Raw genomic sequence first — 12860 nt, 5'->3', positions numbered from 1 at the left:
CCCACGGCGCCACCCCGGGAAACCGGTCGGATTCCGCGGCGGCCGGACGCGCTGGACGCGTGCCGTATCGCTTGTGCGCCCCGTTCGGGACTGTCCCGGACAACGCTCTCACCAGCCGGGACATCGGGAGCAACGGTCGGAGGCCGGCCCACCACATTGACGGTGTGTTCGAGGCTCGCCACTATCACGGCAGCACGAAGTACATAAGGCCCCGAATTCCCGAATAAGGCTGTCTCCCGCGTCATGTGAACGAGTCTGCATCGGGAGCGATGCCGGCCGGGGACTCCGAGTTGAGGAAGGCCGATGAAGCATCGTAGAACAAAGAAAATCGGCAGTGGCGCCTTGGCCGCTGCCTCCATGGCAGTGGTTTCCCTGTCTGCCGTGCCGGCCGCGGCCGCCACGCCCACCGGGACGAGCGACGCGGCCTCCGCGGCGGTCCCCATATCCTCTGCCGAGGTACGGGACTACACCTGGTTCAGCAAGAAGTCCGACCGTGATGCACACGCCGGTGTCGTCAAGCACGTGCAACGGCTCATCGACGCGGCATCGCCCGGAGCGACGCTCTCGCTCACCCTCTACTACTTCGACCGGCCGGAGATCGTCACCGCCCTCCGCGGCGCGGCGAAGCGGGGAGTGCACGTGCGCGTCGTGGTCGACGGCGCCATGGTGCATCCCACGAACCAGTACTACAAGGGTCTCAAGGCGATTCCGTCGGCCAAGGTCGTGGAATGTGATCCGCGGCGCTCGGGCAAGGAGCCGGTCCGCGGCTGCATGAGCAACCGCATCGAAGCAAAGCCGCTCAACGAACGACCGGTCATGCACAACAAGTTCATGACGATATCCCAGGTGAAACTACGGGGAGGAAAGACCGCGCGGAACGTGCTCTACGTCTCCTCCGCGAACCTCGATCACTACAGGGCGTACGAGAGTGCCCTCACCGTCAGTCACGCGGGCCTGTACCAGGGCTACCTCACGTACTTCAACGACCTCATGCGCTACGGGAAGGACCAAAAGGTCAACAACGACTACGGGAAAACCTTCCCGGCGGGCGCCCATCGCATTTACACGTTCCCCCGCAAGGAGTCCGGCGGTAAGCCGAGCAGTTCGAGCAACGATCCCATCGCCGACGTTCTGCGCAACACCACGTGCGCGCCCTCCGGGCGGACGCGCATCGACCTGGCCAACTTCAGGATCGCGCGGCGGGGTGTGGTGGACGCACTGGTGTCCGCCGCACGTACGCGGGGGTGCCAGGTCAGGATCGTCACCGGTGACGGTTCGATGCCCGGGGTGCCGATCCTGGACCGTGTCATACCCGTCCGTCACTGCGGCCATACACCGGCCGGCGGAATCCCGGTGCACGAGAAGTTCTTCATCGTCCGGCAGGGGTCGCAGACCACCCTGTACGTGGGCAGCCAGAACCTCACGAATCGGGGACTGCGCCAGAACGACGAGGCCATTCTCGCGTTACGGAACCACCCGGTGACCGCGGCGTACCAGAAGCGGTTCGACTACCTCCACGGCGAATGCAACCACTGGGAGCCCGGGCCGGACGCCGCGCCCGCCACTGACCCTGACGGCGCAGAAGAGGCCATCGAGCCCACGCAGTGACCGCCCGATACCGGGCTACGGCCGTGACCGGGGGGACGGCCGTAGCCCTTCGGGTGGTGCGTTGTTCGTCCGCTCGGCGGAGTGTGTTCGCATCAGCTCCGAAGCGGCCGTTCGAAGCACGGAATCTCGGCGTCTGCACAAGCGCCGAAGTTCGGGATCAGCCGTGGCGTGCCGGCACCGGCTTCCCGGCCGGGTTCACACCTTCACCACGATCTTGCCAGTGTGGGTGTTGGACTCCATCAGGCGGTGGGCGTCCACGATCCGCTCCAGGCCGTCGAAGGTCTCCGCGACGACGGGTGCCAGTGTGCCGCTCTCCAGGCCCGTGCCGATGAAGGCGGCGGCGCGGTGGCGGTAGGACTCGTCGCGGGTGAGGGCTCCGTTGGAGTAGGCGTGAACGGTGAGCGGCCAGTTCAGCGAGAGCTCGACGGGGCGCCGGTCCAGTGTGCCGTAGATGACCGACGTGCCGCCCCGCACGAGCGCGTCGCCGAGGGTCGCGAAGCCGGGGCCGCCCACCGCGTCGAAGCCGAGCCGGGCGCCCTGGCCGGCGGTGATCCGCCGGACCTCCTTCACCAGGTCCTCGGTATCGGTGTTGATCACGTGGGCCGCGCCGAGCTCCAGCAACTGCTGCCGCTTGGCCTCGCCGCGTGTGGTGGCGATCGGGATCGCGCCCACCCGCAGGGCCGTCTGGATCGCGGCCGTCCCGACGCCGCTGGACGCGCCCGTGATCACTACGTGGTCGCCGGGGGCCAGCCCGCCCGTCTCCACCATGCCGCCGTACGCCGTCGAATACGTCAGCCACACCGCCGCGGACGTCTCCGCGTCCACTCCGGCGGGCCTGCGCACGACCGACTCCTGGGGCAGGACGACCCGCTCGCCGTACACCCCGTGGACTCCGAAGTCGAAGTTGGCCGCGGCCATCACCGCGTCGCCGGGCGCGAAGGCGCTCACGCCCTCTCCCACCGCCTCGACCACGCCAGCCGCCTCGTAGCCGAGCCGGGAGCCGGGCAGCGTCGGCTGGTAGTAGTAGGTGCCCGAGCGGAAGAGGGCTTCGGCGCGGTTGAGGCCGATGGCCTCGACGCGGAAGAGCACCTCGCCGGGGCCGGGGCCGGCCAGTGCCACGTCCTCGACCTTGAGGACCTCGGGGCCGCCGAGCTCGTGGAAGAGAACGGCCTTGGTGACGGTGGCGCCGGTGACTGCGGTGTGTGCAGAGGAAGTTGTCATGGAGACGACCGTACGCACCCGACGGGAGACGATCCATGTCGCTGACGCTCCCCTTCATGTCCGATCGTCTTGATGATCTGCTGTACGGTGCCGCCATGGACGTACTGAGCGATGCGATCGCCGCCATGCGCACCGGACGCCCCCACTCCTCGCGCGCGGTCAAGCACGCGCCCTGGGGCGTGCGTTTCCCGGAGTCCGACGGCGCCGGGTTCCACGTGGTGCTGCAGGGGTCGGCCTGGCTGCTGCCGCCCGGGGACGCCGATCCCGTCCGGATGGGCCCCGGCGACGTCGTCTTCCTGGCCCACGGGTACGGCCACGGGCTCGCCGACCGGCCCGAAAGCCCCTTGGAGGACGCCGTCCTGAAGCCGGACGGCTCCTGGCCCACGCTCCGGCACCGCGGGCCCGTCCACGGCGACGACACCCTCATGCTGTGCGGCGCCTACCGGCTCGACAAGGCGCGGGCGCATCCACTGCTCACCGACCTGCCGCCCTTCATCCACATCCCGGCCCGCGTGGGTGCCCACGACCGGCTGCGCTCCGCCGTGGATCTGCTCGGGGCCGAACTGTCCGACCCCCAGCCCGGCTCCGATGCCGTCGTGCCCGCGCTCCTCGACACGCTGTTGCTGTATCTGCTGCGCACCTGGTGGCTGGCCGAGCGTCCGGAGGGGCCGACGGGATGGGCGGCGGCCCTGAGCGATCCGGCCGTCAACACCGCCCTGCACGCCATCCACGAGGCACCCGCCAGGCCCTGGACGGTCGAGGAGCTCGGTGCCCTTGCCGGCCTGTCCCGCGCGGCGTTCGCCCGCCGGTTCACTGCCCTGGTCGGCCAGCCGCCGTTGGCCTATCTCACCTGGTGGCGCATGACGACGGCCGGCACGCTCCTGCGGAAGGCCGACGACCCACTGCGGACCGTCGCCGAACGCACGGGGTACGCCTCGGAGTTCGCCTTCGCCAAGGCATTCAAGCGGGAGTACGGGGTGGCACCCGGCCAGTACCGCAAGCAGGGCGGTCCTGGCGCACGGGCAGTGGTGAGCGAAGCCGGTGCGTGGAGCGGAGTAGTGCCGCCCCGGTGGGGAAAGTAACGGCCGTCACTCCACCCGACGGGAGCCCGTATGACCATCAGCCACCGCACCATCGGCACCGGCGCGCACAAGGTCCTGGTCCTGCATGACTGGTTCGGCACCAGCGCCGCCTGGGGCCAGTTCCTCGACCATCTGGACCCGGATGCCTTCGGCTACGCCTTCCTCGACTACCGCGGCTATGGCGACCGGCGGGACGTGGCGGGCGAGTTCACCCTCGCCGAGATCGCCGCGGACGCGCTCGCTCTCGCCGACCACCTGGGCTGGGACACCTTCTCCGTGGTCGGGCACTCGATGGGCGGCAAGGCGGCACAGCGCATTCTGGCCGAGGCGCCGCGCCGGGTGCGCAAGCTGGTCGGGGTGACGCCGGTTCCGGCGAGTGCCTACCCGCTGGAGGGCGACGCGTACGACCTCTTCCACGGCGCGGCGCAGAGCCCGGCCAACCGGCGGGCCATCCTCGACATGGTCACCGGGCACCGGGCGTGTGGCCGGTGGCTGGACGCGATGACGGCCCGTTCCGTGGCCGTCTCCCGGCCGGAAGCCTTCGCCTCCTACCTGGCCGAGTGGACCACCCAGGACTTCGCGGCCAAGGTGGCCGGCAGCTCCCTCTCGGTGAAGGTATTCGTCGGCGAGCACGACCTCGCTCTGACCGCCGAGGCGATGCGCGGCACCTGGCTGGCCCATTACCCGCAGGCCGAGCTGGAGGTCATGGCCAACTCGGGCCACTACCCGATGTACGAAATCCCGGTGGCCTTCGCCACCGCCCTGGAGGCGTTCCTCCGCACCTGACCGCCCAACGCGCCGCCGGAGGCGCGGCCCGCGCCTCCCCCGGTTGCAGTAACCGATCCGGTCAGCTGACACTGCTGGTGATGCCGAATCGCTCCTCAAATCAGCGGCCCGCCCCTTCCTTTTTGTACTGCAGGCGGGCCCAGGCTCAACGACTGGAGAGATCATGGCAAAGTCTCGCCTAGCCCTGAAATGTGCGCTGTCCGGAATCGTCGCACTGCTTTTCGCAGTGATCTGGAATCAGCCCGCCTACGCATGGACCTGGGTCCGTAATGCCACCGTGTACAACGGCGCCGGCCTGTGCGTGCAAGGCGACGCAGGAATCGATCACGTCCGCCCCGGAGTCTTTTCCGGCAACCTCGCGTACGGCAACGTCTACGCGCGGAGCGGGGGATGCGGTGCAGGCTTGACCAATACGTCGCCCACGGCGGCGGCGGTGCAGGTCGAGGTGTGGAAGTGGAACGGGTCCAGCTGGACGAAGTGCCGGAGCACCGACTGGAAGTACGGTCCCACCGGCGTCAGCGGTGGCGACCTCGGCGGCCCCTACGGACCCGGCTGGGTATTCGACTACGGCGGGGCGTCGTCTTGCGGGGCGGGCTTCTACGAAACGCGAGCCCATGTGTACGTCTGGGACGGATCCGAATGGCGCGGAGGCGTCGTCCGGTCGGGCGCCGAGAACGTGACGTAAACACGCACACCGATTCTGCTGAGCCCGCGGGGCTCAGCAGAATCACTCTTGCTCAGCCGCGCAGTCGGTGGGCCATGGTCTCCCAGAAGCCGTGGAGTTCGGGAGCGCGCATGCCCGCCCAGTCGGGGGTCCTTCTGCGGACCCGCCGACGGAGCAGGGCCTGCTGCTGGCGGCAGAAGGGCTCGCGGATCTCGGAGCGGGGCCGGGTGCCGCGCGGTGGGTACGGGCAGAACTGGAAGACGCAGCTGGGCAGGCAGGTGGTACCCGGCGCCGGCGGGCCCGAGGAGCCGGCGGTCAGTTCCGGGTGCAGCGGGGTGCGGTCGGTCGTCATGCAGGGAGGCAGGCCCGTGCCCGGTCTGCTGGAGGCGGCCAGGCGGTCCTCGACCTCGTCCGGATGCCCGTCGCGCTCGATGAGGTTGAGCAGGACGAGCACCTCGGCGACGAGCCGCTGGGCACGCGCGTCCAGGGCGCTCCAGCCGGTCGAGGGCGGGATCCACAGATTGTGCTTCCGGTAGCGTGGCCGGCCGCTGCTGCGGGAGCCGATGGTGTCGGCGACGCCCTTCTCGTCGATCCACATGAACCGCTCCGGCCTCCTGGTCTCCAGGGCCAGCGCCGCCAGATCGCCCGCCTCCGCGAGGAACGGGTGCAGGGGCTGGCGCGGCGCGCTGCCGTCGACCGCCGCCAGGGCGGTGGGGGTGTGGTTCGTACCGGCCATGGACAGCCACCGCTCCACGCTCTGCACCGCCGTCGTGGGGCGCGTCTCACCGGCGAGGCCCTTGTGGCGGGCAGCGGTGTCCGGCAGCTGCCACAGGCACAGGGCGTGGAGCAGGCACATCTGCGCGTACCAGCACCGGGTCTGCCGGAGCATGGTCTCCGCCTGCCGGATGAGGTCCGCCCGGCCGCCCGGATACGTGAACGGATGCCTCATGCGGCGGTTGGCCGCGTACTTGAAACCCTGCGCCAGGGCGTTCTCCAGGGACAGCGGCAGGTCGGGCCTGCCGTCGGTGTACTTCGGGTCGAGATGCCGCAGCCACAGCGCGAGGCGGTTGCGGGCCTCGTCCCGCAGCCCGTCGCTCACAGAACCCAGGAGCATCGGGAGCGCCCAGGCCCGCATGACGAACTCCCGCCACATGTCCACCCGCTGTTGCCGGTATTCCTGGACGATGACGTGCCGCGCACGGTAGAGCCGGGCCACGCGCTCCTCGTGCGCCGCCCGGGACGAGCCCTCCGTCCCCGCCGCCTTCTGCAGGTCGGCAGCCCACGCGTCGAAGCGCCGCCTCTGCACCTCGTCGGCGGCGTCGATCCGGCGGGCGTACTCCTCCATCGGGTCCCGGTTGATGTCGTGGATCCACGGGCGGATCACCGCGAACGCCGGGTCCCCGCCGTTCCCGAACTCCTGGGAAACGGCCATGCGGATGGAGTACGAGGTCTCGGTGATGCCGAGTTTGAAGAGCTTCGTGTACAGCGGCGTGGTGTCGGTCCTGTCGGCTGCCGTGCGCAAGGCCGCGCCGAGCTGCTTCACGCAGCCGAGCTTCGCCTCGTCGAGCGTCCGGGCGTCGCCCTTGACGTCGTGCCAGCGCTCCACGAGCGTGCTCGTGATCGCGTCCAGGTACTCCGGCCGCTCCGCCACGCTCTCGATCTCCAGGGCGGCCGCGTAGATGTCCAGGGCCTTGGGGTCCGTGCGCCGGCCGGCTGCGCGGCACAGCCGCAGGGCCAGGGGCCGGCCGTTCAGCGTCAAACGCCGGTACCGCTGCCGGAGGTCCTTCTTCACCGCCGCCGTGACGCCGGCTTCGGGTGCCACCGCCTCGGCCGCGCACCGGCGGGAGAGCAGCACCAGGGCGATGAGCAGCTCCCGGCCGGGGCCGGGCGGTTGCAGGGCCTGGTCGACCAGTTCGTTCGCGCGGGCCTCCCCGAGGTCGTGGAGCGCGCGGAAGCCGAAGTACACCTGGAGGATGCTGTGCGGGAAGCGCACCTTCTTCTCGAAGCCCTCGACCAGCCGCAGCGCGTCCGCGTTGGCCACGCACCGGGCGAGCGCGGCCTGGCGCTGACCGACGGTCCCGCCCAGCAGCGACCGTCTTTCCTCACTGCTGACCCGCCCGCACAGCGAGCTCCAGATCTGCTCGCGGTGCCACTCGGACAGGGCGTTTCCCCGTCTGCCGGTCGGGTCGAAGTCGTGGACCCGCTTCCACAGGCGTCCGGCCTCGGCGCCGGCCCGGTGCACCGGGGTGGGGCGGACCTGTTCCCCCAGCAGGTCCGCGAAGCCGACCTCCAGCTTGTCCTGGAGCAGCCCCACGCAGGCGAGCGCGGAGACGACCTCGATCGTGTCGCGGCGGTCCTGCGGCGACAGGACCACCTCCTGGCGCAGCCGCCCTTCCGTCAACGCCCGTTCCCAGGTCTCCAGCAGCCACAACCGCAGCGTGGAGCGGTCCCAGCTGCGGGTGTCGAGCCGCCGGCGGTCGGTCTGCGGACGGTCGCGTTCGAGCACGCCGTGGTCGTGGAGTTCGCGCGCGATCTGCAGGTAGAGCGGCGACTCGGTCACCTCCGCCGTCTCGACGATCCAGTCGAGACGGCGCTCGTCGGCCTCGGGGGCCTGCGCCTCCACGAAGTGGAGCGCCGCCTCCTCGCTCAACGGCTCCAGTTCGATGATCGCGGCGCGGGTCCCTTCGAGGGGGCTGTGCGGTCGCGAGGCGATGACCAGGGGCAGTTTCTCCTCGTACGCGCGGTCGATCGCACGGCGGATGATGTTGTCCCGGTCGTCCTGGAGCTGTTCGTCCAGGAGGGCCTCCTCCAGCCCGTCGGCGATGACGACCGGTTTGTCGTCCGCGAGCAGCTGCTGCCAGACCTTGTCGTTCTTGCTGCGGGCGAGGATGCCCTGCGGGGCCTCCTCGGCGAAGCGCCGCTTGGCCATCTGCTCGAAGTTCAGGTCGGCCTGTCCGGCGGCGTCCCGCAGACGGACGGGCACGGGCACGGCGCCCTGCCGGGCCAGCAGTTCGGTGAGCTGCACCATCACCGCGGTCTTCCCGGTGCCCACCCCGCCGACCAGCAGATACGGCCGGCGCGTGGCGCGGTCCCGCAGCCGCTCGGCGATGACCTGGGCGATCTCCTGGCGCCCGACGACCTGGCCGGTGTTCGGCCCGGCCGTGGGGACCAGGGTGCGGGGGCTTCTGCGTGCTTTGGCGAGGTACCGCTGCTTCGTGTATCCGTACCAGACGAACAGGAAGACGGTGGCGGCGGCTCCGGCGGTGAGGACGGGCCCCACGAAGCGCAGGATGGCGTCCAGCCCCGTGGTCCGCGTCATCCACTTCTCGAACGCGGTCGTGCCGTGGAAGACGCCGTAGAGGCCCTCGGCGCACCAGGCGAGGACGAGCAGGCCGGCCGCCACGGACAACGTCCGCGCGAAGCTGGTGTAGGAACCCCACCGACGCCACTTCGCGGGCCGGGTGCTGTCCCGGCCCACCTCCCGGCGGAGCGTCAGACCATGCCGGAACGACTGCACCGCACACCGACCGCGGGCCGCCGCCCGGCGCAGCCGCAGCCCCGCCACGGGAACCTTGCCCGGCCGCTCCTTGCCGGGCGGGCGCCGGACCACCTTCGTCATCGCCCCTCCTCCCTCCGGGTGTCTCGGCAAAGGGAAGGTAAAGAGAAGGGGAGCGCGGACGTCATACGGTCCGTTTCCATCGAACCACGGGACTGGGTCGGCGCAACCCGGTCGGCGACGGGGGCGGCGGCCCGGGGCACTGAATCGGGGATTTCCTGCCCGATTACGGGCAAGAATATAGAAGTTCCCTGACGCCCGGCCTAGGGTGACCGTTCATGATCACCTGCTCGGACGTGCACAGCCGCCGGGCGGGCAACCTGTACATCGTCCGGTCGAAAGGGAACACTCATGCGCTCACTCCCCGCCGGCACGGAGGCCGTGGTCTTCGACTGCGACGGCCTTCTGGTCAACACCGAAGACTGCTGGACCGTGGTGGAAACGGCGATCTTCGCAGAGCACGGACAGCCCTTCGGTCCCGCGCAGAAGGCCCTGGTCATCGGCCGTACCGTGGAAGACGCCGGGGAAGCCATGGCCCACCACTTCGGGCGGCCCGGAGCCGGTGCGGACATCGCCGCCGAACTCCTCGAAAGAGTCCGCGACGAACTGGCCAGGGGTGCCGAGGCGCTCCCCGGGGCCGCCGAGCTGGTTCGCGCGTGCCGGGCGGCCGTCCCCATAGCCGTCGCCAGCAACAGCCCCCGGGAACTCCTGGACACGGCACTGCGATCGGCCGGCCTGGCCGACTACTTCCCCTCCTCGTTCGCAGCCGACGAAGTGCACTCCCCCAAGCCCGCGCCGGACCTCTACCTCACGGCGTGCGCGGCACTCGGCGTGGCTCCCCGGCATTCGGTCGCCTTCGAGGACTCGGCCACGGGCATCGCCTCCGCTCGCGCTGCCGGTCTCTACGTGGCCGTCGTGCCCTCCCTCCCCGGAACCGACCTCGACCACGACTGGCTGGGCACGAGCCTGGCCGAACCCGAACTGGTGGCGTGGGCCGGAGAACTCGGACGGGAAGCCGCCCACTGACCCGCCCTTGCCACCCGTACCGGAACGCTCCGCATTCCGGATCCGCATTCCGCAGCGGTCAGGAGGCCGGCTCAAGGCCCCAGGCGACCGCACGCCCCGCCGCGGCCGCGCGGTTGGGGACGCCGAGCTTGGCGAGGATGTGCTCGATGTGGGTGGCGACCGTACGTGGGCTGAGGAAGAGGCGGTCGGCGATCTGCCGGTTGGTCCGGCCCTGGGTGAGTTCCGCCAGGACTTCCAGTTCCCGCGGGGAGAGGGCGGAGGGGCGGGCGACGGTGCGGCACACCACGACCGTTCCCGCGTCCTGGCGGGTCAGGTGCAGTTCGAGGGTCCGTTGCCGGTACGGGACCAGGACGGTTGCCGGTCCCCCCTGCCGGGCGGCCGTCCGCCGCAGCAGGGCCACCAACGGCGAGCCTGCATCGGTGAGACCGGGCAGCGGCTCGCCGCTCATCACGACGGGGGTGCCGTCCTCGTCCTGCGGCACGAGCACCGCACAGGAGCTGCCCGCGGCGTCGCCGTTCCGGGCGGGGCCGCCGGAGGAGCGGGGGCCGAGCAGCGGGTCGGTGACGGCCGCCAGGCACTCCCCCAGCAGGGTCATCACGGCCCGCACGGCCGGCTGGTCGCAGCGGGCGCGTGTGGTGCTGACGTTGAGGATGCCCACGTACCTGCCGTCGGCGGCGAACAGGCACTGGGCCACGCCGTCCTCGACGCCCAGGGGTTCGAGGACCTCGTGGAACCCGGTGGAGGTGCGCCGCACCGGTCCGGGCACGTCGTGCCACCAGCGCGTGGTGTCCGCCGAGTGCCGGATGAGCGAGAAGCCGGGGTCGTCGTGGAGCCGGTTCTCGATGTACCGGGTGGCGCCGGCCGGGTAGCTGCCGGCCAGCGTCAGGTGGCGGCCGCGCAGCGGATCCCACCGGGACAGCGAGGCGTGGTCGTAGTCGATCACCGCGGACAGCGCGGTGAGGACGGTGTCCGCGCCGCCGGTGCCGTTGACGGCGTGGCGCGCGGCCTCCCGGACGTTCAGGGCGGCGCTCAGCACGTCCGTCGTGCTCTGGTTCGCTGTCATCCGTTCAGCATGATCATCTGGTGGTAAGGGGTCAAACGGCGAGTTCGTCGTGCACGACGTCGCCGCCGACGGCGGTGAACACCACGGGCATGCCCGGGATGTCGCGCGGGTCGGCCGTCAGCAGGTCCCCGGCGACGACGCACAGGTCGGCGACCTTGCCCACCTCCAGCGATCCCTTCCACTCCTCGGCGAAGTCCTGCCAGGCCGCGTCGACGGTGTAGGTGCGGATGGCCTCCGCGAGCCGGATGCGCTGGTCGGGGCCGCTGACGCGGCCACTGGCCTTGGACTCGCGCAGCATCATCGTGGAAACGCCCTGCCGCCAGTCGGGGAGGGTGACGGGCGCGTCGGAGCCGCTGGTGACGGTGACGCCGGCGTCGATCGCGTCCCGGTAGGGCCATTCGTACGCGGCCCTTTCCGGGCCGACGAACTCCTCCTCCATGTCGGCGATGGTCCACTTGATGGTCGGGTTCATGTTGACGCCGAACCCGTGCGCGGCCAGTTTGCGCATGCTGCGGGCGCTGAGGAAGTCGCCGTGGATGACGTAGTGCCGGGCGTCGGGCCGGGGATGGGCGGCGGCCGCGGCGGCGAAGGCGTCGACGACCGTGTCGATGGCCCGGTCCCCGGTCACGTGGACGCCGGCCTGGTGTCCGGCGGCGTGCGTGTGCCGGATCATCTCCGCGATCTGTTCGACGCGTGCCTCGTCGGTGTCCCCGCCGACGCACAGGGAACCGCAGCCGCCGCCGACGTACGGCTCGTGCATCCAGGACGTCCTGTTGACCGGGATGCCGTCGGCGAACAGCTTGACGCCGACGACGTTCAGGCGGCGGGGATCGGTGGACGGGGCCTCGTCCATGGCGGTCAGCACCCGGACGAAGTCCTCGGCCGTGCTCGTCATGCCGGTGGGCAGGAGCAGCACGCTGACGCGCGCGGTCAGTTCGTCGTCGGCCAGCAGGCGCCGGTAGACGTCGAGCGTGCTGTGGGCGAGGGCGCCGCGCATCAGGGCGTCTCCGCCGGGGCCGAGGCCGGGCTCGGTGTAGCTGGTGATGCCGAGCCGGGCCAGGTCGCGCAGAGTGGCCCTGATCGCGTCGGCCCGCACCTCCGGGGAGAGGGTGGGCAGAGCCCGGTGGACGAGGTCCTGGGCGCCCTCGTAGAGGAGGCCGGTGGGCTCTCCCGCCGCGTCGGTGACGATGACCGAACCGGGCGGGGGCGGGGTGTTGCGGTCCACTCCGGCCCGCGCGAGTGCAGCGGAGTTGACCCAGGTGGCGTGGCCGGTGGCGGAGTACAACAGGACGGGGTGGTCCGGGCTGACGGCGTCGAGGTCCTGGCGGGTGGGCTGCCGGGAGGGGCCGGCGACGCATTCGGCGAGATATCCGGCGTCCCACCCGTAGCCGGTGATCCACTCCCCTGCCGGGGTCCGTTCGGCCGCCTTCCGCACGGCCTCGGCCACGTCGGCCATCGACCGTACGGCGGGGTGGGCGACGTCGACGGACAGCGGGGGCTTCGTCAGCCCGAAGGCACAACCGTGCAGGTGGGAGTCGTTGATGCCGGGGAGGAGGGTTCCGCCGTCGAGGTCGACGACGCGGGTCGCGGGGCCGGCATGCGCCATGACCGCCGCCCGGTCGCCGACGGTGCTGACGAGGCCGTCGGTGACGGCCAGGGCGGAGGCGACGGTGAAGCGGGAGTCGACGGTCAGGACCGAGCCGTTGACGAAGACGAGATCTGCCGGGGTGGCGGGCAAGGCGGTCCTCCTCATGAGCTGTCATGGCAGGCCGCCGCGGTGGGGGCCCCGCGGCGGCCGCCACCACAGTGCGCCCTGCCGGCGGCCGCGCACATCGGTCATCCGACCGATGACGG

At 70.9% G+C, this 12860-nt stretch carries 9 protein-coding genes; 5 read left to right on the top strand and 4 right to left on the bottom strand.

Annotated elements, in window-relative coordinates; genetic code table 11:
* Nucleotides 1–357: 357 nt before the first annotated feature.
* The gene (locus LE181_RS04165) at nucleotides 358–1608 is read left to right on the top strand and encodes a phospholipase D-like domain-containing protein (protein WP_225659614.1); all 1251 of its coding nucleotides are present in this window, start codon (nucleotides 358–360) and stop codon (nucleotides 1606–1608) included.
* A gap of 195 nt (nucleotides 1609–1803) precedes the next feature.
* On the opposite strand, the gene LE181_RS04160 is transcribed toward LE181_RS04165, so the two are convergent.
* The gene (locus LE181_RS04160; protein ID WP_225659613.1) at nucleotides 1804–2829 is read right to left on the bottom strand and encodes a zinc-dependent alcohol dehydrogenase family protein; all 1026 of its coding nucleotides are present in this window, start codon (nucleotides 2827–2829) and stop codon (nucleotides 1804–1806) included.
* A gap of 95 nt (nucleotides 2830–2924) precedes the next feature.
* Here LE181_RS04160 and LE181_RS04155 point away from each other — a divergent pair, with 95 nt between their 5' ends.
* The 3 genes from LE181_RS04155 (at nucleotide 2925) to LE181_RS04145 (ending at nucleotide 5382) form a co-directional block, all read left to right on the top strand.
* Nucleotides 2925–3911, top strand: coding sequence for an AraC family transcriptional regulator (locus LE181_RS04155; RefSeq protein ID WP_225659631.1), 987 nt, complete (start codon nucleotides 2925–2927; stop codon nucleotides 3909–3911).
* A 30-nt stretch (nucleotides 3912–3941) separates the two neighbouring features.
* On the top strand, nucleotides 3942–4697 hold the full coding sequence (locus LE181_RS04150) for an alpha/beta fold hydrolase (protein ID WP_225659612.1): 756 nt from the start codon (nucleotides 3942–3944) through the stop codon (nucleotides 4695–4697).
* A 163-nt stretch (nucleotides 4698–4860) separates the two neighbouring features.
* Nucleotides 4861–5382, top strand: a complete 522-nt coding sequence (locus LE181_RS04145) for a hypothetical protein (RefSeq protein WP_225659611.1) — start codon at nucleotides 4861–4863, stop codon at nucleotides 5380–5382.
* A gap of 52 nt (nucleotides 5383–5434) precedes the next feature.
* On the opposite strand, the gene LE181_RS04140 is transcribed toward LE181_RS04145, so the two are convergent.
* Nucleotides 5435–8980: an NACHT domain-containing protein gene (locus LE181_RS04140; protein ID WP_225659609.1), complete on the bottom strand. Its 3546-nt coding sequence runs from the start codon at nucleotides 8978–8980 to the stop codon at nucleotides 5435–5437.
* A 288-nt stretch (nucleotides 8981–9268) separates the two neighbouring features.
* Between LE181_RS04140 and LE181_RS04135 the strand changes: the two genes are divergently transcribed.
* A complete protein-coding gene (locus tag LE181_RS04135) occupies nucleotides 9269–9943 on the top strand; it encodes an HAD family hydrolase (RefSeq protein WP_225659607.1) in 675 nt (224 codons plus the stop codon).
* Nucleotides 9944–10001: 58 nt separating this feature from the next.
* Here the strand turns inward: LE181_RS04135 and LE181_RS04130 are convergent, their stop codons facing one another.
* Entirely contained in the window at nucleotides 10002–11006 is a 1005-nt protein-coding gene (locus LE181_RS04130) for a helix-turn-helix transcriptional regulator (RefSeq protein ID WP_225659606.1), read from the bottom strand.
* A gap of 31 nt (nucleotides 11007–11037) precedes the next feature.
* Nucleotides 11038–12744: an amidohydrolase gene (locus LE181_RS04125; RefSeq protein WP_225659604.1), complete on the bottom strand. Its 1707-nt coding sequence runs from the start codon at nucleotides 12742–12744 to the stop codon at nucleotides 11038–11040.
* Between the last annotated feature and the right edge of the window lie 116 nt (nucleotides 12745–12860).

The sequence above is a fragment of the Streptomyces sichuanensis genome (assembly GCF_020328095.1).
Taxonomy (GTDB): Bacteria; Actinomycetota; Actinomycetes; order Streptomycetales; family Streptomycetaceae; genus Streptomyces; species Streptomyces cinnamoneus.
This window is presented reverse-complemented; position numbering and strand designations above follow the sequence as displayed.

Bases quoted from the DNA above. Each gene is read 5' to 3' on its own strand.
- LE181_RS04140 (WP_225659609.1), bottom strand. From the start codon at position 8,980: ATGACGAAGGTGGTCCGGCGCCCGCCCGGCAAGGAGCGGCCGGGCAAG.
- LE181_RS04155 (WP_225659631.1), top strand. From the start codon at position 2,925: ATGGACGTACTGAGCGATGCGATCGCCGCCATGCGCACCGGACGCCCC.
- LE181_RS04165 (WP_225659614.1), top strand. From the start codon at position 358: ATGGCAGTGGTTTCCCTGTCTGCCGTGCCGGCCGCGGCCGCCACGCCC.
- LE181_RS04130 (WP_225659606.1), bottom strand. From the start codon at position 11,006: ATGACAGCGAACCAGAGCACGACGGACGTGCTGAGCGCCGCCCTGAAC.
- LE181_RS04160 (WP_225659613.1), bottom strand. From the start codon at position 2,829: ATGACAACTTCCTCTGCACACACCGCAGTCACCGGCGCCACCGTCACC.
- LE181_RS04135 (WP_225659607.1), top strand. From the start codon at position 9,269: ATGCGCTCACTCCCCGCCGGCACGGAGGCCGTGGTCTTCGACTGCGAC.
- LE181_RS04145 (WP_225659611.1), top strand. From the start codon at position 4,861: ATGGCAAAGTCTCGCCTAGCCCTGAAATGTGCGCTGTCCGGAATCGTC.
- LE181_RS04150 (WP_225659612.1), top strand. From the start codon at position 3,942: ATGACCATCAGCCACCGCACCATCGGCACCGGCGCGCACAAGGTCCTG.